Origin of the sequence: Microbacterium sp. Leaf436 (assembly GCF_001424715.1) — a bacterium.
GTDB lineage: Bacteria > Actinomycetota > Actinomycetes > Actinomycetales > Microbacteriaceae > Microbacterium.
The window spans coordinates 842873-862275 of the sequence record NZ_LMRB01000001.1 but is presented as its reverse complement, the minus strand read 5'-3'; the positions used below and the strand labels follow the sequence as shown (position 1 = coordinate 862275).

Here is a 19403-nt window from a genome sequence, read left to right as displayed (position 1 = left end):
CAGGTCGCGTTTCGGACGCGACCTGGCGGTCGGATCCCAGATCGGACCGCAACAGACGGTGATCTCGGATCAAAAGCTGTCCCACTTGTCCCACTTTGTGTCCCGCGTCCTGTCCCGCCCTCGGGGAGCGCCGATGCCCCGCGATCCCTGTCAGCGACTGCGATCGGCGGGGCATCTGGGGCGCGAGGTGGGACACGGGACACGGGACATGTGGGACAGCCAAGGTGGGACACGAGCCCGCGGAGGGGGACAGATCACACCCGGTGGACTGACGGCGCCCTAGTGGTAGGGATTCCGAGGCCCCCTACCCCGTGCGCGGTCGGCTAGGTTGTCGAACATGAGGCGTGCTGTTGTCCCCGTTGCCGTGCTGTTGGTCGTGGCTCTGGCCGGGTGCTCGGCCCCTGCGGAGTCTGAAGGTGTGACACCCAGTGCTGCGGCGGTGGTGACAGCCTCAGAATCACCCGTTGCCCCGCTGACCGCCGAGACACCCTCCGAGGCAGCGAGCGGGGCTCCTGCCACGCCGGAGGGTGTGTTCTTAGTGAAGATCCGCGACATTCTCCCGGATGACACGTCGATCCCGAACGCGACAGACACGCAGCTGCTCGCCGCCGCTCAGGAAGCCTGCGAGCAAATGGCCGGAGGGGCCGACTCGACGATGGTCTCCGTGATCGACGGCGAGCAGAAAGACGGGGCGGGGTACTACCAGGACAGTGCCCGCATCGGCGCTGTCGCCAAACAGACCATCTGCCCCTAGCTCCCGTCCGTCTTGAGGACGTAGCCGTCCGCGCCGAGGATCATCACTCCGGCGGGCAGCCCCATCCCGGATACCGGGGAAACGGCGCCGGGTGACATGCGGATGCCGTTCGCGTCGATCTGGACGACGTTGCCGCCGTTCTGGATGCGGGCGTAGCCGTTGCTCACCTGGACGACGCTGTTGCCCTTGTAGACCTGCACGGTGTTGGCGTCGGTGAACACCTGCGCGCCGTTCTCGAAGGTCAGGGCGCCGCCGGCGACGGTGGGGTCCATCGTCATGTTGCCGGCGGTGATCTTGCCCGTGGCGCCGTCGATGACGATCTGCGCTGCGCCGCGGCCGACGTAGATCTTGCTCGTCGCGCCGTCGATGACGATGCCGTCGCCGACGTGGATCTTGCCGTCCTCGACGCGGACGTTCCCGGCGGTCAGCTTGCCCGTCAGGTCGAAGTCGCCGGTGAGCTTCACGTCCCCGGCGATCTCGCCATCGCCGGAGTCGAACTTCCACGGCCCCGACCACTCGAAGTCGCCCTCCCCGTTGAAGTGGCCGACGACCTGCAGGGTTCCCCCGGAGTCGACGAGCAGCAATCCGCCGATGATGCGGAGGCGGCCGCGGAGGATGGAGGCGTTCTCGAGCATCGCTCCGCTCTCGAGGCGGTCGACACGCTGGATGATGCGGCGGATCCAGTAGAACGCATCAGACATGTCACGCAGCAGCATCCTGCACCTCCGTCTTGAGCTCGTAGCCGTTGCCACCCGAAAGCTTGATGACTCGCATGGCGTGGTCGCCGTCCGGGATTGGCTGTCGCCCGATCGACTCGATATCCCAGCGCGTACCGGGCAGTGCCAGCATGGGCGGGTACTCGTCGCTGATCGTGAACGACCCGACCGTCCACTGCGCGCGGGGGTCAGCGTTCGCCTGGTAGTAGCGCGTGACGGTCTGCTGCAGGGCCTCCCCCGTGAGGTCGGGGAAGGTCTGCTTGGTGTCCCGGATGGGGCCGCGCGGCTCTCCCGCCCACCGTGTCTCCTGGTCGACGCCGGTGCCGTTGCCGACGCCGTGGATGCCGGTGACCTGGCTGCGCCGGCTCTTGCGGTACTTCACCCCGCTCAGGGGCGTCTCGTCGGCGTGCAGCTTGAAGCTGACACGGTCGCGGACGATGGGGGCACCGACGACCGCCTCGAACCGGATATCCCGATCACCCGGGCTGTACACGCGGAGGAACAATTCGGAGTTGGAGCGATCCTCGATCTGTCCGATGAGGTCGGAGATGCGGTACTTCTCCCAGAACTCCCAGGTCGCCGAGATGTCCCCCGCGCCGTCCGGGGGGAGGTCGATGGGGTATTCCCAGTCCGGTCCCCACTGCATCATCCGCGCGAGAATCGCTCGGAGCGCGCCCGAAGCGGACCGGTTGACGACGGTCAGGGCCGAGAATTTGTCGGCGCCGACTCCGTCGATCAGGCGCCAATCGGCTTCCCCGATGAGATCCGAGGCTTGCACCTTGAGCTTCCCGGCGTCGAGGTCATAGTCGTACTCGTCGATCTTGTGCGCGTAGACGGGGGTGTCCCCCCACCATCGGACGATGAGTCGGCTGTTCCCCTCGAACGTGGAGTCGATCTCGCCTGGCTCCCACGGTCGATCCGCGTCGTTGGTGACGATCGTTTCCGTGCTGGTGCCGTCTCCCTGGATGCTCGTCGACCAGGTGGAGTCGGCGGACTCGATGTGCGCGCGGAACCTGCCGGTGATCGCGTCGTTGACGGTCAGCGACCAACCGTTCTCTGTGGCTGTGGTCATGGGTCTGAATCCCTTCGGGGGTGCGGGGGCACATTTGTGGTGCGTGAAGGGTGTGCGGCCCCCGTCTGCAGTAACGGGGGCCGCACGGCGGTCGGCGGGTGAGGGCACCACCCCTCACACTCGCAGCGTGTCCCAGGAGGGGGAAGACGAGAGAACTCGCATCACGCGCGTACCGACCGCGGTCTGTGTCAGGACGCCTTCAGGGCGACCTTGATGAACGCGCTGGGCTGGTTCGTCGCGAAGCCGTAGCGGCCCTCGTGACGAAGCTTCACCTGGTTGCGGTCGAAGAGGGGACCGGATCCGTCGATGTCGAGGTGGTCGTCCTCGCGGGGGATGAGCTCCGTCTGCTGGAAGTCTCCGAGCAGCGCCGTCCCCTGCGGGATGAGGGGGCTGATGATGCGGTCGTAGTCGCCGAGGAGCTGGTCGAGGGACGTACGGCCGGTGCCGAACAGGAGGGCGCCGGTGTCGCCGTTCTCGCGCAGCTCGACGAGGGCCTGGTAGTCCTTGCTGTTGATGATCCAGGCGTTCGGGGTGACGAAGGTGTCTTCGAGCTGGTAGCGGCCGCTGGTGAGCTGCTTGAGGGGGGTCGTGCCGGATGCCCACGCCTTGGTGAGGATGCCCGGGGTGTTGAGGATGCCGAGCACGGGGTCTTCGCCCTGTGTGGTGACGTTGCCGTTGCCGTCGACGACCTCGGGGATCTTGACGCCGGTTCCGAGCAGGACGTCCCGTTCGAGCGACTCGATGAGGCCGAGGCCCAGCTGCGTCTTGAGGATCGCGATCAGGTTGCGGTAGTCGTCCAGGTAGCGCTTCGGCATCGGGTCCGTCAGGTGCGCGTACACCCGGTACCGGTCTTCCTTCTCCTCGAAGGTGATGCCGGAGGTGGGCTTGCGGGCCCCGTCCGGGACGGCGCCGGCGTTGAGGTTGCGGGCGGTCTGGACGAGGTAGCCGAACACGTTGCCGTCGTTCTTGCTGTCGTCACGGCTGCGGCGCGGCGGGGTCTGCGGGATGAGCTGCAGGATCGTCGACGGGCGGCCGGGCATCTGCGTGGTCTCGCGGATGATGCTCGGGATGTCGATCTGGCCGTTGATGAGGGCCTTGGTGTCGCCGCCGACGTTGCGCACGCGCGCCTCGATCGCGGTCTGGACCTTCTCGCCCCACGCCTTCGCGATGGTCGAGGAGTTGCGGCGCTCGGGGAGCTCGCTGGGGATCTGGTGGCCCTCGGCGCCCATGTCGCCGGCGGCGAGGCTGGCGCGCTTCTGGGCGACGTACGCGTAGTCCTTGATCTCGGACTCGAGGTGGGCGATCTGCTGCTCGAGCGGGGCCAGCTCGGCGGCCTTGGTCTTCATGGTCTTTTTGTCGTCGTCGACGAGGGCGAGTGCCTTGGACGACACTTCACGGAGCTGCGCCTGCAGCTGCTCAACCTTGGAAGGCATTGGGGGTTTCTCCTTAGCGGTGGTGCGCGAGGATCGCGCGTGGTGGGAGCGCTTGACGTGGCCGGTGATGGCCAGGCTGGTGTGCGGTTGGTGTGTACCTGCACCGCTTTCGCGCTCCGACCCGCTGGGAGGTGCTGGTGTCCAGATTACCAGTTCAAAGGTTCGATTGTCAGAGGCGCGCTGAGCCGGAAATGATGCTCAAAGTACGAACACAAATTCCCATCTGCTCGGCAGCCTCCGGGGTTCGATCGGCGGCGAGGGCAGCGGCCGCGCGCCCTGTCGCGGCCGCTGCACGGGTGACGAGGTCACTGGCGGGGGCGTCTCGTGCGGCGGCGTCGAGCTGGTCAGCGACGGCCGCGACCGCGATGGGGTGCGCGTGCCGGCGCAGGAGGTCCAACTGTGTGCGGACGAGCGCGATGGGTGTCGACATGGGTGGTCCTTTCTGTGGTGGGAGGGCGGGTGTGGTTTCTGTCGGAGATGGCCACACCCGCCCCGTCCCCTCGGCAGGATTCGAACCTGCGCTGCGCCGGGTAGAAACCGGGTGCTCTGTCCGCTGAGCTACGAGGGGGTTAGGTCGCGCTGGAAACGCGACCTCGGATCTCAAATCGAACCTCCGGCGGTCGCATCCGAAATGCGCGCGGTCGCGTTTCCAGCGCGATCGGTTTGCTCTCGTCGCGCTGCGCGCCACGCGGGGCTGTACTCCGCCACATGGCCGTCGTCGCGGGTGCCGCATACGCACCAGCCGGAGAGAGGGTCGAAGCGGTGTCGGTGGCCGTCGTGTCCGAACGCCGGTCGCATTTGGGATGCGACCGCGCCACCGCCGAGGTCTGCGTACGTTTCGCTGGTCATGCGCTCCCCCTCTCGGGTCTCATCTCGCAGTTCATGCATGTGCCGTCGCCGAGGATGCGGTGTTGACCGGGTGGGCAGTACTCGCCGGGTTGGGTGGTCACGAGGGTCTTCGCCGGCAGTCGGTACGAGTCGATCGACGTCACCCCGTTGTTTCTCAGATTCCTGTTCTTTTCTCTTCTCTTCTCTTCGTGGCGAGGATCCTCGCCAGTTAGCTCGCCAGTTGGCTCGCCAGTTAGCTCGCCAGGTCGAGATGAGTTATCCACAGGCCCAGTGGCGAGGATCCTCGCCATGTCGGCGGATCGTGAAGTGGCGAGGATGCTCGCCACCGGGGCGAGAATCCGCCATGCGGTCGAGCGTGAGCGAGAGGGCGTACGTTCGATCAACTTCGCCTCGACGAGAGCGTCGAAAACGTTGCGAACGGTGCGACGGTTGAGAGACAGGCTCTTCCCGAGACTCTCCGAGGAAGGCCACGCGATGCGGTCGATGTTGGCGTGCATGGCGAGCGCCGCGAGCACGCGGTTCATTCGGTCCTCGCCGATGCGGTGGCTGGTTTCTGGGATGGGCACTGTGAGCGCCCACCAGACGAGTTCGTCGTCTGCGACAACGCGAGCTCCCGTCATGTCTGGTGTGCCTTTCGGTTGGGGACCCGGGAGCCCGTCGTGCCCTACGGGCTCCCGGAGTTGAGGTGTGCGCGGTTAGACGTCTCGATCGCGGAGCTGCTCGTCGACGTCGGGGATGGTGATGGTGGTCATCGCTGGGTCACGCTTCCTTCTGGGTACTTCTTGGCAATGAGGGCGCCGAACTGGCTGCCTTCGAGGCGGGTCCACCCGTAACCGGGAAAGTGGCGCGCAATTGTCGGGGCGCAGCGTCCGATCGTCCGGGCGACCTCGTTGTATGACGCTCCGTCTGTCAGCAGGTGGAGCGCATGCCGCTTCTCCTCTGCGGTGAGCCGGACGGCGGGTGGCTTGGCGATCCCCATAGCTACGCGCCACCGGCTGATGGTTCGGGGGTTCACCTTGAGGCGCACGGCGATCTGCGCGGTGGTCATGCCCTCGTTGTGCATCTGGCGCAGGGCTGTCTCTACCTGGGGCAGCATGCTCACCCGCCCGACGTGCTCGCGCATGAGAGGTTTGCTCACGACGCGACCCCCATGAGCTGCGACGCCTCAGTGAGCGCCAGGATGACGGCGGCGACGTCCGGGGACTCGATGTAGCCGTCATCTCCCGAAGTGAGCAGTCTCACGGACTCGAGCGTGGGCTCCACGGATCCGTTGGCGCGGACGGTGGTCTGCCATTCGGCCTGCACCGTCACGAGAGGGGTGTTGACGATCGTGGCGGATTCCAGGATGAACACGTCGTGGGAGCTGCCGTCGAAGTCGCTCCTGCGCTGGTAGTCGGGGGCGGTTGCCCACGACGGGGGCGACACGAGCTGTTCGGCTTCGTGGATAGTCAGCGCGCTCATGCCGGCACCTCCGCCGCGGTCTCTTCCTCTGCTCGTCGGTTCACGGCCATCAACAGGTCGACGGCATCGACACTGCGCAGACGCGCGATGCGTGCCAGGTCGCTCATGCGGAGACGGGACACATCGGTGGCGACGTCGTTGGCGAGCGCGACGTACTGGGATACCCGCATCAGGGTGGCGCCCAACTCGCTGGCGTCGGTGAGCGACCGGTCGCTCACCTCTCCCGCGCGACGGGTGAGACCGATGGCCGGCGAGCCCGTGAGCACGAGCATCCCGTCCACTTCGTCGGCCCACTGGTGGGCCTCAACCCCGTCCATTTCGACGGCGAACCGCACCGCAGTCGGCGCGCCCGGCTCGATCACCGTCTCGGTGAGGCAGTGATCGCTCCACGCCGGCCGCAGCTGCGCAGCTGCGCGGGCCGCATCTTCTCGGGTCATGATGTGGCGCTCGCCCGATGCTTGCGCTACGTTGTTCTCATACATCGAATCTCTCCCTGGGATTCATCGGCCTGGCACTGTTGACGCAGTGACCAGGCCATTTCTCTTGGTGTGGTCGTGGGGGCTCAAGAGGCCATGGCCGTGCTCGTGCGCTCGGAAGCTTCCAGCCACGCGATGACGTCGCTCTCGCGGTAGACAACGGTCTTAGGGGTGGGCTTGAGGAACTTCGGTCCCTGGCCCCGTTCAGCCGCGCCCTTGAAGCGCAGTTGCGCGAGGTGTCTCACGGAGAGGAAGGGCCATCGCTCGTTCACCTGCGCCGGGGTCATGTAGGTAATCGATTCCGCCATGGTCTCTCCGATCAATTTGATGCCTCTTAAACTTGTTTTGATTCTTGGTGGGATCGATTAGAGCACGCAACGGATCATGCGTCAATCCCGACACGCGAGGGATCATTTCGATTCGTTAGGGTTGCAGCATGAGCGAGTCCGTCAGCATGAAACCTCTGGCGCTTGGCCCCACAGGCCGGCACGCGGCGGCGGCGATCGCGGCAGCGCGCGACAAAAGAGGCTTGACCTACAAAGCGTTATCCGACCTGCTAAGCGACAGAGGCTGGCCCATCCCGATTCTCGGATTGCGGCGCATTGAGGCCGGCGCGAGGCGTGTCAGCGTGGATGATTTGGTTGCACTCTCAGCGGCGCTCAGTGTGACGCCGCTTCAGCTCCTACTCCCGTCGGAGGATCCGGTCGACCCGCCTACTGGGCTCAACCCAGACATGACCGACAGTCGGGAGCTTTACGCCTGGGCGCGGTCGGAGATTTCGCAAAGCCCGAGGTCTCGGGAGGCGTACTGGCTGCAACGCTCGATCGAATTGCAGGATGAGCTGAGTGAAGCCGTCCGCATGGAGAAAGCCGCGACGTATCGAGATGCGCGGCTCTGGGCGGAGCGAAACCGCGAGCGGGTTCAGGCGCAGATCGACCACGCGGAGGCCCGCCTACAGACGCTGCTTCAACAAGAAGATGGGTAGTGTCTACCCGTACGAAACGAACGCCGGCAAGCGTCTGTGGCGGGCTGTGTGGCGCGACCCACTGAATCGGCAGACGTCCAAGCGAGGCTTCCCGACAAAGCGCGCCGCCGAGGAACACATCGCCCGCCAGACGGTGAACAAGGCGGACGGGACCTACATCGCCGCGAGCGCCGCTAGGGCCACCGTGAGCGAGCTGGCGGCACCATGGCTGGCCGATAAGGCGGCGCTGCTCAAGCCGTCGTCGTACGCGCCCCTCCGCGCGTCCTGGAAGAACTACGTCGAGCCCGCGTGGGGGCCGCGCGCAATCGCGGGCATTCGGCACTCCGAGGTGCAGACGTGGGTGGCCGGGATCGGCATGAGCCCGACCGTCGTCGCACGCGCGTACGGCATCCTCGCCGGGATCCTCGACGTCGCAGAGAAGGACCGTCGCATCCTCGCCAACCCGGCGCGCGGCGTTCGACTCCCCCGGAAGGTCACGAAACGCGATCGCCGCTACCTCACACACGACGAACTGTGGGCAGTGGCCGCGGCGTCGGGACGGCCGGCGCTCGTGCTCACCCTCGGCTACTGCGGCCTCCGGTGGGGCGAGCTCGTCGCCCTCCGCGTCCGTGACGTCAACTTCCTCCGGCGCCGCATAGCCGTCACCCGCAACGTCGTCGAGGTGCACGGTGAGTTCCACCCCGGCACCCCGAAGACGCACGAGTCCCGCCAGGTGCCCGTCCCGGCGGCCGTGCTGCAGCAGCTCGCCGCGGCGGTCGACGGGAAAGCCCCCGAGGCGCTGATCTTCGATGACGGCCACGGCGGCTACATGCGCCGCACGCGCGCATCGGCCGGGTCGCGGTCGTGGTGGGTGTCGGCGCTGGCCACGGCGGGCGTCGAACCGCTCGTGCTGCACGACCTCCGGCACACCGCGGCATCGCTCGCCGTGTCTGCCGGCGCGAACGTCAAGGCGATCCAGCGAATGCTCGGGCACGCCTCCGCGGCCATGACGCTCGACGTCTACGCCGACCTGTTCGACGACGACCTAGAGGCGCTCACGACCCGTCTGGATGAGGCGATCGGGACGCGGGTTGTTGCCGCCTCGTTGCCACGGGACGCCTGACCGCAACGAGAAACGCCCCCGGCGCCGCGTTTTTTCGCGGTTCCGAGGGCGTTGAGTCTGGCGGAGACGGAGGGATTTGAACCCTCGGTCCCCTTACGGGGACTCCACCTTAGCAGGGTGGTGCACTAGGCCTGACTATGCGACGTCTCCAGGTGATCGACGCCTTGCGGCACGAACACACCGGTCCATACTAACCGGTCGCCGCCCGGCATCCGAACCACGATCCGGATGCCGGGCGGCGGGGGTCAGCGCACGTTGCCGTTCGAGCAGGTGGCCTGCGCGGCGGTCTGCCCGGCGATGCCCGAGGGCAGCACGATCGCCTCCGACGTCGGCGCCGGGGTCGGCTCGGTTCCGTCGGTGGGCGCGGGGGCTGCGGTCTCGGTCGGAGCCGGGGCGCCGTTCTCGTCGACCACCACGCCGTCGCCGTCGCTGAGGTTGCCCGAGAGCTGCAACGGCTGGTTCGCCGCGAGCGCGGCCCACAGCGTGTCGGCGTCTTCGCGGTCGGGGACCACGCGGTTCGCGTCGGACGGGTCGGTGTAGGTGGGGTACTGCACGAAGACGATCTCGTTGAACGGCACGTCCTTCACGGCCGAGGCGATCTGCACCAGCGTGAGGGGGTTGGTCAGCGAGGTCGACGGGTCGACGTTGCGCAGCGCGGTCGAGGCGAGCTTGTACAGCGTCGCCGGGTTCGACAGCACCTCCTGGCTCTTCAGCTTGTTGGCGAGGCGCGACATGTACTGCTGCTGGTTCGAGATGCGCCCGAGGTCGCCGCCGTCTCCGACACCGTGGCGGGTGCGCAGGAACTGCAGGGCGTCGAGGCCGACGACCGTGCGCGTTCCGGCGGGCCAGTCGATGCCGGTGTAGGGGTCTTTGATGCCGTTCGCGATGCAGACGTCGACGCCGCCGATCGCGTCGGTGATGTTGATGACGCCGCCGAAGCTGACCTTCGCGGCGAACGGGATCTCGAGGCCGCTGAGCTGCGAGATCGTCTCGACGACGCACGAGAGCCCGCCGTACGAGAACGCACTGTTGATCTGCTGCTTGCTCATGGCCGAGTTCTCGTAGCCGTCTTTGTCGGTGCACGCCGGGATCGGCACCATCAGGTCGCGCGGGAACGAGATGACGGTCACGCGACGAGGGGCGTCGGAGATGTGCACCAGCATGTTGACGTCGTTGAGGCTGCCCTCGGCGTCGTCGCCCGTGCACCGATCCCCGAAGAGCTGGGCGAACTCGGGCTCGCACTCATCGGTGCCGATGAGCAGCATGTTCACCCCGCCCTTCAACTCCCCGATGTCCGGCGGGACGGCCGGCTGGTTCTTCAGCTCGACCGCGTCGGCGGTGAAGCTGCGGGTCAGGTCGATCGCGGCGTAGGCCAGAACGGCACCGCCCGACACCAGCAGCACGGCGAGCACGATGGCGAGGCCGCGGAACAGTTGCGCCAGCGGCCCCGGCGACGTCAGCCGGCCGTGGCGCGCGATGGTCTTCTGACCGCGCGGTGTGGTCTTGCTCACTCGGGTCCTCTCGAACGGATGCCACCGGCCCGGCAGCACGTCGACTCCGCCGCAGGGCAGGAGGTCGCAGTAATACTAGGGACGCGCGGCTGAGAATGCCGTGACTGTCGGGAGGCGCGAGGCACATCACCCGCGATAGGCGTCACGGCGGTGCGCGATCGACACGATCTCGATCACCAACTTCTGGTCGACGATCCGGTAGAGGACTCGATACTCGCCGCGGCGAGCGGAGTACAGCGGCGCGAGCGGCTTTCGCAGCGGCTTGCCCACTCGCCGCGGATTCTCGCGCAAAGCGCCCGCGATGAACTCGAATGCCGCAGCGGCGAGCTTTTCGGGCAGGTCGCATTCGAGCGCGCGCCGGGCGGCCCGCGTGAAGACGACGTCGTACTCGGGGTTCACGAAGACAGGCGTCCGCGCCGGATCATCGCCGCCCGAACGTCTTCGAGAGAAGACGTCTCTCCGGAGGCAAGATCGGCCAGCCCCTCACGCACCGCTGCAACCTCATCCGGGCGGCTGAGAATGTCGACCGTCTCGAGGAGAGCGTCGTAGTCATCAGCGCTGAGCAGCACTGCGACACGGTCACCGTTCCGGGTGACGTCGAAGCGCTCGTGCGTCGTGACGGCCGACTCGACCAGCTTCGAGAGGTTCGCCCGGGCGTCGGCGAGAGAGAGGGTGGTCATGTACAGAATTGTAGCGTTCGACACGACGGATCCGCGAGATCTCACCCAGGCCTGCTACGACTAAGAACATGGACAGAGCTGAGCGACCGATACGCCGACAGTATCCGCCCTTCGGCGAAGTTCCCGCGGCCGTCTCTGGGGCATCCGAGCTGCGTCTGGAGGTCGAGTGCGCGACTGCGTCCCTGACGGGGTTCGCCTGCTCTGCCTTCGGCTTGTCGGCAACACTGCGCACCGCCGCACGGGTACCGGACGGTGTCACCACCGTCTACGCCTTTGCCGAACATCGGCGGGTAGAGGGTGCGGTGGACGTGTGGGTCACTCCTTCGGACTCTGCCGGCGAACGGGGCGCGAGGACATATGCCCACCTGCGCAGGGGTGGGGGAGGAACCAACGGCACGGTCCACTCCGCATCCTTTGACATCTGGTTCCCCATCGACCTAGCTGCTCTGAGCGGTGACCTGACGATCGAGATGGTGTGGCCAGCGCACGACACCGCGGTTCGGACGAGCATCGCTGGTTCATCGTTACGGGAGGCCGTTGATCGAGCGGACGTGCGCTTCGTCAGCATGTGAAGAGGAGGGGGCGTCCCGCCGCTGCAGGTCGACCCGTTCGCGAGGACGCCCCCGAGCGAGTCATGCCCGTCCCCGCGTGGGGAATCCTCCCTAGCGGCGGCGAACTCACCTGCCGTTCTCCTCAACTTCCGCGAACGAAGCACGGGGACGAAAGAACCCCGCCCAAACTTTCGTTCGGGCGGGGTTCGAGTAAGCACCATCTGGCGGAGGGTGTGGGATTCGAACCCACGGGACATCTCTGCCCACTGGTTTTCAAGACCAGGTCCATCGGCCGCTCGGACAACCCTCCCGGTCGTTCGAGTCTACCGAGCGTGTGAACCTGCGCGTGCGTCCGGTCGTCACTCGGCGTCGGGCGCGACCGTGGTGCGCGCGGCCCGTCGCGCTGTCCACCAGGCCCCCGCGAAGCAACCGAGGGCGACCAGCCAGAACGCCCGCGCGGACCACAGGGCGGGTTCCGACTCCACGCGCACCCCGTCGGTCGCTCCGAGGATCGCGAGCACCGTGCGCACTCCTCCGGCCCGCCCGCGCACGCCGACCGGGTCGACGGCGGTCGCGCTCAGCATTATCGCGACATCGAGCGCCAGCGCCCCGAGCGGCACGAGGAACCACGCGGCAGCCGGCCGTTCACCTCGCAGGACCCGCCCCACGGCGGTCACGAGCAGCGCTACAGGGAGCACGACGAAGAACCACGCGACGGCGCCGAGCAGCAGCCCGATCACCACCAGGAACAGGGTGGCGCCGAGGCCACCCACCACGCCCTCGAAGTATTCGGGATCGCGCAGGATGCCGGGGACCGACAACGCCAGGATGCCGACGGGCAGCACGCCCAGTGGCCACCAGAGGAATGACCGGCGAAGGCGGGTCTTCGCCTGCACGGCCGGGAAAACCATCTGGATCGTCAGCGCCGACACGGCGAGGGGCACCCCACCGGCGCCGATGATCGACGCCGCACCGTCGTTGGCGCTCGGGTCGAAGAACAGCAGCAGAACCGCCGCCACGACGAGCCCCGCCAGCACGATCGCCGCCACGGGGAGGGCCACGCTGACGTCCACCCGCGAAGAACCCGGAGTCTCGCGCGGAGGGCGGTTCCGTCGTGCGCGCGATGCCATGGTGACGATTATCGACGGCGCGAGCCGTCGCCGCACCGGCAGTGCGCCCGCCCGCGTCCATCCCCCGTCACCCGTGGCGCTCGCTGGATATCGTCGACCGCATGGCGATGACGATCCGCGGCTCCCTGGCATCCTTCTTCCTCCGTCTCGGGCGGCAGGTCTGGGTGCGCGCGGCGATCTTCACGCTGACCGCCGTCGTCGTCGCCCTCGCCGCGAACGTCCTCGGGCCGCTGCTGCCCTTCGAGTTCGGCATCGACCTCGCGCAGAACTCGGTCGGGTCGCTGCTGCAGATCATCGCCACGGCGATGCTCACCGTCAGCACCTTCTCGGTGACGGCGATGGTCACCGCGTTCTCGGCGGCCACGACCACGGCGACGCCCCGCTCGACGCCCCTGCTCATCGCCGACCCGACGTCGCAGAACGCGGTCTCGACATTCATCGGGGCGTTCACCTTCTCGCTCGTGGGCATCGTCGCCCTGTCGACCGGGTACTACCTGCCGCAGGGGCGCACGATCCTCTTCGTCGCCACGCTCGTCGTCATCGGCATCGTCGTGTTCACCCTGCTGCGCTGGATCTCGCACCTGTCGACGTTCGGGCGCATGTCCGATGTCATCGATCGCGTCGAACGGGCCGCGACCACGTCGCTCGAGCTCCACGCCGCCGCCCCCACCCTCGGCGCGCGGCCGGCGGTCGCCGTGCCCCCGGATGCCGTGCACGTCCACGCCGAGAAGGTCGGCTACGTCACGCACGTCGACGTCGCCGCGCTCGACCGCCTCGCCCGCCGGCACGGACTCGACATCCACGTGCGCGCGACACCCGGGCGCATCGCCGATGCCCGGGTGCCGCTCGCGGCCGTGACAGGGTCGGTCGACGATTCCGTGCGCGCCGGCCTTCGTCGTGCATTCCGGATCGAGAACCACCGCACGTTCGAGCAGGACCCCCGATTCGGCGTGATCGCCCTGACCGAGATCGGCAGCCGCGCCCTGTCGGCTGCGACGAACGACCCGGGCACGGCGATCGAGGTCATCGCCTCGCTGCAGCGGGTGTTCACCCGAGCGCTGGCGGCCGAACCCGACGCCGACGTGGCGCACGAGCGGGTCCGGGTTCCCGCCCCGATGCTCACCGATCTCGTCGACGACGCCTTCCGTCCGCTGGCGCGCGACGGCGCGGCCGACGTCGAGGTGCAGGTGCGCCTGCAGAAGTGCCTCGCCTCGCTCGCGGCATCCGCTCCCGCGCGCGCCGGAGTGTTCCGCGATGCCGCCCGCGCGGCGTTCGCTCGCAGCCGGCGCGACCTCGACACGGTCGACACGCGCATGCTGCGCGCGGCCGTGCGGGAGGCGTGGGGTCGCTGAGCCTCGGGACCCGCCGAGCTACGGGAACCGTCGACAGGCTCGGGAACCTCCGCGGAGAGATCTAGAGCGCGCGCAGTACCGCGGCGACGCCGCCCTCGCTCACCGACAGGCCCACCTCGCCGGCCGCGGCGTGCACCTCGGGCGGCCCCTGGTGCATCGCGATCGCCCGGCCGCCGTGGCGCAGGGCCCACTGCATCATCTCGATGTCGTTGCGTCCGTCGCCCATGACGAGGACCCGTCCGGCCGCGATGTCGAGCCACCCGCGCACCAACTCGAGGGCGGTGGACTTGTCGACGCCCTGGGGCGCGATGTCGAGCCACGCCGTCCAGCCGATCGCGTACGAGACCTGGGTGAGGCCGATGCGTTCGACGAGCTCGAGGAAATCCTGATCGGTCTGCTCGGGGGCGACGACGACGACGCGGCACACGGGCTGGTTCGACAGCTCGGCGAAACTCACCTTGTTGGCGCCCTGCAGGTTCCAGTCGTCGAGGTAGTCGGTGAACAGCCGCGAGCCGTCGGGGAGTTCGACCAAGAAGTGGGCGCCCGAGAGGTGCTCGCCCAAAAGCGTGAGCACCTGGGTCGGGTCGAACGTCTCGACGTGCGCGCGTTCGTACACCGCGGCGTTGCCGTCGCCGACGCGTCGCATGACGATGGCGCCGTTCGAGCACACCGCGTACTCGGGCTGGATGCCGAGGCGCTCCATGATCGGGTGGGTGCTGTCCCAGCTGCGCCCGGTGGCGAGCATGACCTCGTGGCCCGCCGCGTGCGCTCCGGCTACGGCCTCGACCACGCCGGGGCTGAGGGTGTCGTCTTCGAGCAGCACGGTGCCGTCGATGTCGAGGGCGATGAGCATGCGCCCGACGGGTGCATCGTCGGCGATGCGCTCGACGACGTCGACCGCCTCGTGCTGCGCGGCGATCTCGACGTCACCGGTCTCGGGCAGGGCGGCCTCGCGACTCACGCGACCGGCTCCATGACCTCGAGCCCGCCGAGGTACGGGCGCAGGACCTCGGGGACCGTGACCGATCCGTCGGCCCGCTGATGGGTCTCGAGCAGGGCGACGATCCAGCGGGTGGTCGCGAGCGTGCCGTTCAACGTCGCCACGGGCTGCGTCTTGCCCCCGCCCTCGGGCCGGAAGCGAGTCTCGAGACGGCGGGCCTGGTACGTGGTGCAGTTCGACGTGCTCGTCAGCTCGCGGTAGGAGTCCTGCGTGGGGACCCAGGCCTCGATGTCGAACTTGCGCGCGGCGCTGGAGCCGAGGTCACCCGCGGCCACGTCGATGACGCGGTACGAGAGGCCGAGGTCCTGCAGCATGCCCTCCTGCATCGCGACGAGGCGGTCGTGCTCGGCCTCGGAGTCGGCGGGGTCGGTGTAGACGAACATCTCGAGCTTGTTGAACTGGTGCACGCGGATGATGCCGCGGGTGTCCTTGCCGTACGAACCCGCCTCGCTGCGGTAGCAGGTGGACCAGCCCGCGTAGCGCTTGGCGCCCCGCTCGAGGTCGAGGATCTCGTCCATGTGGTACCCGGCGAGGGGGACCTCGCTCGTGCCGACGAGGTAGAGGTCTTCTTTGGGCAGGTGGTACACCTCGTCGGCGTGCTGGCCCAGGAACCCCGTGCCGCGCATGACCTCGGGGCGCACGAGCGTCGGCGGGATCATCGGGGTGAAGCCCGCCTGCAGCGCCCGGTCGAGGGCGAGGGTCATGAGCGCCAGCTCGAGACGCGCGCCGATGCCGGTGAGGAAGTAGAAGCGACTGCCCGACACCTTGGTGCCGCGCTCCATGTCGATCGCACCGAGCTTCTCGCCGAGCGCGAGGTGGTCGAGCGGTTCGAAGTCGTACGTGGGGATCTCTCCATGGGTGCGCAGGGTGACGAAGTTCTCTTCGCCGCCGGCGGGCACCCCGTCGAGCACGATGTTCTCGATGCGGGCGAGGGCCGCGTCGGCGGCCGCCTCGGCTTCGCCCACCGCGTGCTGCGCCGCCTTGACCTGCTCGCTGAGCTGCTTCGCCTCGGCCACCAACGCGGCCTTCTCGTCTTTCGGCGCCTGCGCGACGCGCTTGCCGTGCGCGTTCTGCGCGGCACGCAGCTCTTCGAACGCGGTGATGGCGGCGCGGCGGTCGCGGTCGGCGGCGAGGGCGTCGTCCACCGAATCCGGCGACTCCCCGCGGGCGATCTGGGAGCGCTTCACGAGCTCGGGATCTTCACGCAGCAGAGTCAGGTCGATCACGCGTCCATCCTATGGTCGGCATCCCCCGGGGATCCGCCCCGACCTCGACCGTGAACGGCAGGCGGTCGGCCGCGGAACGGCGCGTGCACGCCCCGTGACGCATGGGCCATCGGCATCCCCCCGTCAAGCCCGGTCCCGCAGCCGGGTCGCGGCCCACCGCGGTCCTAGGGTGGACCCATGGCCGCCCCTGACGAGCCGCGTGACGACGCGGAGTCCCCCGAGACCGTCCCCGCCGATGCCCCCGCCGAGGTGAAGGCGGATGCCGCTGCGGCCGAAGGTTCGAGCGACGACTTCCACGCCGCGCGACTCGGCGACGACGTCGACGACCACGTTCACAAGGACGCTCCCGACCCGAAGGACGCCGCGGAGCCCGACGACGTCATCCACCAGCCCGAGGATGTTCAGCCGGACACCTCGGACGAGAGCTCCGGCGAGGCCCAGCGCGTCTCGGCGGACGGCGACGAGGCACCCATCGACGCCGAGCCCACCGCGAAGAAGCGCGCCGCGCTGATCTACAACCCCACCAAGGTCGAGCCTGAGCAGCTGCGTGCGCGCGTGGCCGAGATGGCCGCCGCGGCGGGCTGGGCCGAGCCTCTGTTCTACGAGACGACCGTCGACGACCTCGGCGACGACTCGACGCGCGCCGCCCTCGAAGAGAAAGTGGATGCCGTTGTCGTAGCCGGCGGCGACGGCACGGTTCGCGCGGTCGCCGAGGCGCTGACCTCCTCGGGCGTCCCCCTCACGATCGTGCCGAGCGGCACGGGGAACCTCCTCGCCCGCAACCTGAACCTTCCGCTGAGCGACACCGACGCGATGATCCGCGCCACGTTCGAAGGCGACATCCTCCCCATCGACACCGGACTCGCCCGCATCCGCCGGGCCGACGGCGAGATCGAGGAGCACGGGTTCTCGGTCATGGCCGGCATCGGCCTGGACGCCGCAATGATCCAGAACACGCGCGACGACTTGAAGAAGCAGGTCGGCTGGGTCGCGTACGTCGACGGAGCGGCGCGGTCGCTCGTCTCGGCGAAGCCCTTCCGCGTCATGTACCAGCTCAACGGACACCGTCTGCACTCGGCGAAGGTGCAGAGCGTGCTGTTCGCGAACTGCGGCGCCCTGCAGGGCGGCGTGGCGCTGATCCCCGATGCCTCCGTCGCCGACGGCCGACTCGACGTGGCCGTCCTCCAGCCGAGCGGCGTGCTGGGCTGGTTGGGTGTCTGGCGGAGCATCGTGTGGGACAACTCCGTCCTGCGCAAGTTCCGCGCGGGGCGCCGCGTGCTCGAACGCCGCAAGGACACCTCTGTGCGCTACCTGCGCGGCACGGGCATCGAGTTGGCGACGTCCCCCGCACAGCCGATCGAACTGGACGGCGACGAGTTCGGCGAGGCGACACGCATCTACACGCGCATCATCGCCGGAGGTCTCTCCGTGGCGCTGCCGAAGGGGCACGACGTCTCGACGCTCTGACGCGCGCGCCGCGCGCGGCCCCTCGTCGAGAACGCACCCGTTCGTCGAGGACGCACGCGTTCGGCGACCGGCGGATGCGGTCTCGACAAACGTGTGCGGTTTCGTCGGGCGGCGGCGGCGGCGGCGGCGGCGGCGGCGGCGGGCGAGTGTCAAGCCCGGACGCACGGATGCCGTGGCGGATAGCGTCGAACAATGGCAACGCCCTCGATCGTCTGGTTCCGCGACGACCTCCGGCTCACCGACAACCCGGCGCTACGTGCGGCCCTCGACCGCGAGGAACCGATCGTGGCGCTCTACGTGTTCGACGAGGAGTCCGACGGGGTCCGCGAGATCGGCGGGGCCGCCCGCTGGTGGCTGCACGGGTCGCTGACCTCGCTCGGTGAGCGCCTGGCGGAACGCGGCTCCCAGCTCGTGCTGCGCCGCGGCCGCGCGGCGGAGGTGGTCCCCGCCGTCGTCGACGAGGTGGGCGCCGGCGCGGTGTTCTGGAACCGCCGCTACGGCGGCGTCGAGCGCGAGATCGACGCGGGCATCAAAGAAGCCCTGCGCGACGGCGGGGTCACCGTCGCGTCATTCGCCGCGAACCTCCTCTACGAGCCCTGGACGGTGCGCACGCAGGCCGACAAGCCCTACGGCGTCTACACGCCCTTCGCCCGCGCCGTGCAGAAGCTGCCGGCCCCGCGCCCGCCGATGGCCGAGGCGCGCAAGGTCCCTGGCTTCGACGGGCGCGTCGACGGGGACGACCTCGGCGACTGGTCGCTGCTGCCGACCACGCCCGACTGGGCCGGCGGCCTGCGCGAGACGTGGGAACCGGGCGAACCCGCGGCGAAGGCGCGACTGAAGGAGTTCCTCGAAGACGACCTCGGCGGGTACTCGCAGTACAGAGACGAATTCGCGGGCGGGGCGACGTCGAACCTCTCACCGCGACTGCGCTGGGGCGAGCTGAGCCCGTACCAGGTGTGGCACGACACCGTTCAGCACCGGGGATCGGGCGAACACGCGAAGAGCGCGAGCGGATTCCTCTCGGAGGTCGTGTGGCGGGAGTTCGCCTGGCACGTGACCTTCTACGCCCCGGACATCGCGACCAAGAACTGGCGTCGCGAGTACGACGCCTTCCCGTGGCCCCCGCTCGATCGGTCGCACCTCGAGGCCTGGCAGCAGGGTCGCACCGGGGTCGCCGTCGTCGACGCGGGCATGCGCCAGCTGTGGAGAACCGGGGTCATGCACAACCGCGTGCGCATGGTCACGGCGTCGTTCCTCATCAAGAACCTGCTGATCGACTGGCGTGAGGGCGAGCAGTGGTTCTGGGATTGCCTGGTCGACGCGGATGCCGCGAGCAACCCGTTCAACTGGCAGTGGGTCGCGGGGTCCGGCGCCGACGCCGCACCGTACTTCCGCGTGTTCAATCCCGACACGCAGCGCAAGAAGTTCGACAAGCACGACCAGTACGTGCGCGAGTGGGCGCCGGAGTATCTCGGCGAGAATCCGCCGGAGCCCATGGTCGACCTCGGCGAGACCCGGCGTCGCGCGCTCGACGCCTACGCCGAGACCCGGCACGGGCACTGACGCGGGCGGGCCGGCCGTCCCCGGGCGTCGGCACCGTCGCGATGCGCCGGGTGTCGGCATCCGGGCACGCGAAAG

General features: G+C 68.5%; 21 protein-coding genes and 3 tRNA genes. 6 read left to right on the top strand and 18 right to left on the bottom strand.

Annotated elements, in window-relative coordinates:
- Positions 1-538: 538 nt before the first annotated feature.
- A complete protein-coding gene (locus ASG45_RS04050; RefSeq protein WP_156459357.1) occupies positions 539-754 on the top strand; it encodes a DUF732 domain-containing protein in 216 nt (71 codons plus the stop codon).
- On the opposite strand, the gene ASG45_RS04045 is transcribed toward ASG45_RS04050, so the two are convergent.
- The 10 genes from ASG45_RS04045 to ASG45_RS04005 form a co-directional block, all read right to left on the bottom strand.
- Positions 751-1455, bottom strand: a complete 705-nt coding sequence (locus tag ASG45_RS04045) for a hypothetical protein (protein ID WP_156459356.1) — start codon at positions 1453-1455, stop codon at positions 751-753. The genes ASG45_RS04050 and ASG45_RS04045 overlap by 4 nt on opposite strands.
- Before the next feature lies 1 nt (position 1456).
- Positions 1457-2542 carry a hypothetical protein gene (locus tag ASG45_RS04040; RefSeq protein ID WP_055832971.1) on the bottom strand — a complete coding sequence of 362 codons (1086 nt, stop codon included), beginning with the start codon at positions 2540-2542 and terminating at the stop codon, positions 1457-1459.
- A gap of 188 nt (positions 2543-2730) precedes the next feature.
- Positions 2731-3975 carry a phage major capsid protein gene (locus ASG45_RS04035; protein ID WP_055832969.1) on the bottom strand — a complete coding sequence of 415 codons (1245 nt, stop codon included), beginning with the start codon at positions 3973-3975 and terminating at the stop codon, positions 2731-2733.
- A gap of 169 nt (positions 3976-4144) precedes the next feature.
- Complete coding sequence (locus tag ASG45_RS04030) at positions 4145-4405, bottom strand: hypothetical protein (protein WP_055832967.1); 261 nt, start codon at positions 4403-4405, stop codon at positions 4145-4147.
- A 65-nt stretch (positions 4406-4470) separates the two neighbouring features.
- Positions 4471-4543: transfer RNA gene (locus ASG45_RS04025), tRNA-Arg, on the bottom strand.
- A 277-nt stretch (positions 4544-4820) separates the two neighbouring features.
- Positions 4821-5444 carry a helix-turn-helix domain-containing protein gene (locus tag ASG45_RS16095; protein WP_156459355.1) on the bottom strand — a complete coding sequence of 208 codons (624 nt, stop codon included), beginning with the start codon at positions 5442-5444 and terminating at the stop codon, positions 4821-4823.
- Between the two features lie 128 nt (positions 5445-5572).
- Entirely contained in the window at positions 5573-5962 is a 390-nt protein-coding gene (locus ASG45_RS04020) for a helix-turn-helix domain-containing protein (RefSeq protein ID WP_156459354.1), read from the bottom strand.
- Positions 5959-6285: a hypothetical protein gene (locus ASG45_RS04015; RefSeq protein WP_055832963.1), complete on the bottom strand. Its 327-nt coding sequence runs from the start codon at positions 6283-6285 to the stop codon at positions 5959-5961. The genes ASG45_RS04020 and ASG45_RS04015 overlap by 4 nt, the downstream gene beginning before the upstream one ends.
- On the bottom strand, positions 6282-6722 hold the full coding sequence (locus ASG45_RS04010; protein ID WP_235561560.1) for a hypothetical protein: 441 nt from the start codon (positions 6720-6722) through the stop codon (positions 6282-6284). Before ASG45_RS04010 ends, ASG45_RS04015 begins: the two co-directional genes overlap by 4 nt.
- A 125-nt stretch (positions 6723-6847) precedes the next feature.
- Positions 6848-7069, bottom strand: a complete 222-nt coding sequence (locus ASG45_RS04005; RefSeq protein WP_055832959.1) for a helix-turn-helix transcriptional regulator — start codon at positions 7067-7069, stop codon at positions 6848-6850.
- Between the two features lie 128 nt (positions 7070-7197).
- Between ASG45_RS04005 and ASG45_RS04000 the strand changes: the two genes are divergently transcribed.
- Positions 7198-7746: a helix-turn-helix domain-containing protein gene (locus ASG45_RS04000; protein WP_055832957.1), complete on the top strand. Its 549-nt coding sequence runs from the start codon at positions 7198-7200 to the stop codon at positions 7744-7746.
- Positions 7747-7930: 184 nt separating this feature from the next.
- Positions 7931-8848, top strand: a complete 918-nt coding sequence (locus ASG45_RS03995; RefSeq protein WP_235561559.1) for a tyrosine-type recombinase/integrase — start codon at positions 7931-7933, stop codon at positions 8846-8848.
- Positions 8849-8906: 58 nt separating this feature from the next.
- On the opposite strand, the gene ASG45_RS03990 is transcribed toward ASG45_RS03995, so the two are convergent.
- The 6 genes from ASG45_RS03990 to ASG45_RS03965 form a co-directional block, all read right to left on the bottom strand.
- Positions 8907-8998: transfer RNA gene (locus ASG45_RS03990), tRNA-Ser, on the bottom strand.
- 95 nt (positions 8999-9093) lie between these two features.
- Positions 9094-10359 (bottom strand): LCP family protein, encoded by a 1266-nt coding sequence (locus ASG45_RS03985; protein ID WP_055832953.1) that lies wholly within the window; start codon positions 10357-10359, stop codon positions 9094-9096.
- Between the two features lie 126 nt (positions 10360-10485).
- A complete protein-coding gene (locus ASG45_RS03980) occupies positions 10486-10758 on the bottom strand; it encodes a type II toxin-antitoxin system RelE family toxin (RefSeq protein ID WP_055832950.1) in 273 nt (90 codons plus the stop codon).
- The gene (locus tag ASG45_RS03975) at positions 10755-11039 is read right to left on the bottom strand and encodes a type II toxin-antitoxin system Phd/YefM family antitoxin (protein ID WP_082509747.1); all 285 of its coding nucleotides are present in this window, start codon (positions 11037-11039) and stop codon (positions 10755-10757) included. The genes ASG45_RS03980 and ASG45_RS03975 overlap by 4 nt, the downstream gene beginning before the upstream one ends.
- A gap of 773 nt (positions 11040-11812) precedes the next feature.
- A tRNA-Ser gene (locus ASG45_RS03970) sits at positions 11813-11900 on the bottom strand.
- A 49-nt stretch (positions 11901-11949) separates the two neighbouring features.
- Entirely contained in the window at positions 11950-12651 is a 702-nt protein-coding gene (locus ASG45_RS03965) for a hypothetical protein (RefSeq protein WP_156459353.1), read from the bottom strand.
- 170 nt (positions 12652-12821) lie between these two features.
- Between ASG45_RS03965 and ASG45_RS03960 the strand changes: the two genes are divergently transcribed.
- Complete coding sequence (locus ASG45_RS03960; protein ID WP_156459352.1) at positions 12822-14072, top strand: DUF2254 domain-containing protein; 1251 nt, start codon at positions 12822-12824, stop codon at positions 14070-14072.
- 61 nt (positions 14073-14133) lie between these two features.
- On the opposite strand, the gene ASG45_RS03955 is transcribed toward ASG45_RS03960, so the two are convergent.
- Positions 14134-15033: an HAD family hydrolase gene (locus tag ASG45_RS03955; RefSeq protein ID WP_082516440.1), complete on the bottom strand. Its 900-nt coding sequence runs from the start codon at positions 15031-15033 to the stop codon at positions 14134-14136.
- Complete coding sequence (serS, locus tag ASG45_RS03950) at positions 15030-16298, bottom strand: serine--tRNA ligase (protein ID WP_055832944.1); 1269 nt, start codon at positions 16296-16298, stop codon at positions 15030-15032. Before serS ends, ASG45_RS03955 begins: the two co-directional genes overlap by 4 nt.
- Before the next feature lie 177 nt (positions 16299-16475).
- Here serS and ASG45_RS03945 point away from each other — a divergent pair, with 177 nt between their 5' ends.
- Together ASG45_RS03945 and ASG45_RS03940 are read left to right on the top strand one after the other, a co-directional pair.
- Positions 16476-17765 (top strand): diacylglycerol/lipid kinase family protein, encoded by a 1290-nt coding sequence (locus ASG45_RS03945; protein WP_082516439.1) that lies wholly within the window; start codon positions 16476-16478, stop codon positions 17763-17765.
- A gap of 192 nt (positions 17766-17957) precedes the next feature.
- Positions 17958-19328, top strand: coding sequence for a cryptochrome/photolyase family protein (locus tag ASG45_RS03940; protein ID WP_055832942.1), 1371 nt, complete (start codon positions 17958-17960; stop codon positions 19326-19328).
- Positions 19329-19403 lie beyond the last annotated feature (75 nt).